This window comes from Microcystis sp. M31BS1, from assembly GCF_020245285.1.
Classification (GTDB): domain Bacteria; phylum Cyanobacteriota; class Cyanobacteriia; order Cyanobacteriales; family Microcystaceae; genus Microcystis; species Microcystis panniformis.
Genome location: NZ_JADBVE010000031.1, coordinates 1 through 2,735 on the forward strand (window position 1 = coordinate 1; position 2,735 = coordinate 2,735).

Consider the following 2,735-nt stretch of genomic DNA (forward strand, 5'->3'; position numbering starts at 1 on the left):
AACTGATAACTTACCCACTGATAACTGATAACTGATAACTGATAACTGAGAGGTGCGCCACTGGAAGTTCTTAAGTGCTACATCAAAAATCAGGAAAAGCCGTCGTAAAACGACGGGGTTTTAACCCAAATTTTCGATAAATAAGTTTTACCGCTCGAATCTGTCTTCCTCTCTTTGTTCTTTCTGCCTCTGTGGTTTATCCTTAATCTTTCTGGGATCACCTGAGAAAAACTGTATGCTAGGCCATATTTAACCAAGCTAAACCAAGAGAGCCTTAATTTTTTGGTTAGGATAGGCACTCTTGCAATAGTCCCTTCCATAGGTGTAATTAATTTTGTTCAATCTCTTGGTGTTTTCTTGTCCAGACTCCGAGAACACTGGCCCCTTACCCCTCCTCTAGAGGTCTATTGATAATTAGCCAATTTTTGACGACGAAAATCCCGAGGTGATAATCCTGTCCAACGCTTAAAAGCGCGAGTAAAATGGGCGGGATCACTGTAACCTAATTCCATGGCAATATCAATTAATTTTATCTGGGGTTCCTGCAGCCACAAAACTGCTTGCTCAAAACGAATTTTTTCCACTACCTGAGTATAGGTTAAACCTTCTTCTCCTAACCTTCTTTGTAGGGTACGGACACTCATGCCGGTGATTTCTTTGGCTAAGTTAATATCGGGATAACCGTTGGGTAAAAGAGGAGTAATCACCTGTTTTAAAGAGCCACTTATATTCTGTACAGGGGAGGAAGAATAGAGATTTTCCCGATCTTTTTGACTCGGTTTATTATCTAAAGCTACGGGAAATTTAAGAGGTAAACTCAGAAAAGAACGAGGAAAAACAATAGCAGTAAACCCCATTCCCGCACGAATTTTAGTTCTGCTTAAAGATTCATCTTTTAAGTCGCAGCCCCGCTCACCCTGAAGATAAATTTTCGGCGGCTGCCATAATTTTCCTAGGGCGATACTAACTAATTCGATCATCAGTCTTGAAGCAAATTGGGCAGCATAATGACAATTAACCTCCTGATTGTGGAGATAACGCTGACAAAAATAAGCGGTTTCTTCCTGTTCTTTAATCCAGAATATTTCCCCTGAATTGTTAGCAGTGATCATGTTTTTGACCGTATTAAAAGCATCATAGACAGTCAAAGACTGACAAATAATTCGCCCGAAAGTCCCTAAATCAGCGATCGAAGTTGCCTTCCCTACTAATAATCCTAAGTTGTCTATACCTTCTCTGTGCGCCGCTTTCTCGATCAACGAGAAGGCCTGATGACGTGGGATTAAAGATTCGGGATGATCGAGCGCAAATAAGGGTAATTTTACCTCCTCTAATAATTTTTCCGTGGGGGAACCGATGCGATGAAGAAACGTAACAAAGGGTAACAAAGTATTAACCCGAAGCAGGGGGATATATTTCATCTCATTAGAGAACAAGTCGGCGAAAGGAAACTGTGAAGATTATCGCGATTTTGGCGTGAGATGGCAAGAAAAATTTTGATGACACGCTATATTGAATGTCGAAATTGTGAAAACTACCATCTATTACCTCGACTCGTGACTCTTTTTCGACAGAACAATGCCCTGACTTCCCCCAGGTCAAATTTATAAACTTTTGCTGATGAAAACAACCAAATCTTAGAATTGAGGAATAAAATAGAGGTTCTCCAGCAAGAGAAGCGGTAAAAGCCATCAATCAATCAAAAAACAAGTCACCAGTTTAATTAATAATTCCTCGGTTATTTTTGCGAGCAGTCTAAGCACATTAACAAAAACCAGATTTTCAGAGCTGCCATGAATTTTCTGCCAAAAATCCTTTTACTGGGTCTAATTAGCTCCTCTGGGCTGGGAATCGTTTCCCCGGTCTCAGCAGAAACTCCCCCAAAAATTGAACCCAAGGCCCTAGCAATTCTCAAGCAAATGAGCGATCGCTTAAGTGCCGCTCGTTCCCTGGCCTTTACCGCCACTATCACCTACGAGAGTCCCAGTCGTATCGGCCCACCTCTGGTGTACACAACGATCGCCGATGTCACCCTGGAACGGCCCAATAAGCTCAGGGTGATTAGTCCGGGAGACGGTCAGGCTAACCAATTCTACTACGATGGCAAAACTATTACCGCCTATTTGCCAACGGAAAATCTGGTGGCTGTCACCAAAGCGCCTAACAATCTCGATGCCGCTTTAAAATTGGCTTACGATGCCGCCGCCATCTATTTCCCCTTTACCGATATCATCGTTGCCGATCCCTACCAAGATATCGCCCCCGGTTTGACCTATGCCTTCTTGATCGGACAATCGCAAGTGGTGGGAGGAACCACCACCAAGATGATAGCGATCGCTAATAACAAAATTTTTGCCCAATTGTGGATCGGGGTCGAAGATAAACTGCCCCGCATGATCCGCGCCGTCTATCGCGACGATCCCGCCCGTCTTCGTCATCAGGTCGCCTTTGATAACTGGCAACTCGATATTCCGAACGCTCCGAACACCTTTACCTTTACTAATAGCAATCAAGCTAAACCGATTCCTTTCGCTCGTCCCGAACCCCCGGCTTTAGCTCCCTCTCCCCAACCTTAAATATCTGGAGGATTTCGCTGTTGACATCCTCGCCGCCCTAAAAGTGCGGCGATTCCTAAACCTCACGATTTAAGTTTCTGCTTCCACCACCGTCGCATACCACAGTTAAAAAACCATGTACTGTCTTACACAGAGTCCACAGACTTTCGCCCCATTTCA

The 2,735-nt window shown here is 43.8% G+C and carries 2 protein-coding genes; one reads left to right on the plus strand and one right to left on the minus strand.

Going from position 1 to position 2,735, the window contains the following annotated elements; all coding sequences use genetic code 11:
* Window positions 1-404: 404 nt before the first annotated feature.
* Entirely contained in the window at window positions 405-1,421 is a 1,017-nt protein-coding gene (locus IM509_RS01660; RefSeq protein WP_052276982.1) for an AraC family transcriptional regulator, read from the minus strand.
* Between the two features lie 372 nt (window positions 1,422-1,793).
* Between IM509_RS01660 and IM509_RS01665 the strand changes: the two genes are divergently transcribed.
* Complete coding sequence (locus IM509_RS01665; RefSeq protein ID WP_052276981.1) at window positions 1,794-2,576, plus strand: DUF2092 domain-containing protein; 783 nt, start codon at window positions 1,794-1,796, stop codon at window positions 2,574-2,576.
* Window positions 2,577-2,735: the final 159 nt, after the last annotated feature.

What these genes read in the sequence shown, in the direction of transcription:
- IM509_RS01665 (WP_052276981.1), top strand. Translation starts at nt 1,794, where the DNA reads ATGAATTTTCTGCCAAAAATCCTTTTACTGGGTCTAATTAGCTCCTCT.
- IM509_RS01660 (WP_052276982.1), bottom strand. Translation starts at nt 1,421, where the DNA reads ATGAAATATATCCCCCTGCTTCGGGTTAATACTTTGTTACCCTTTGTT.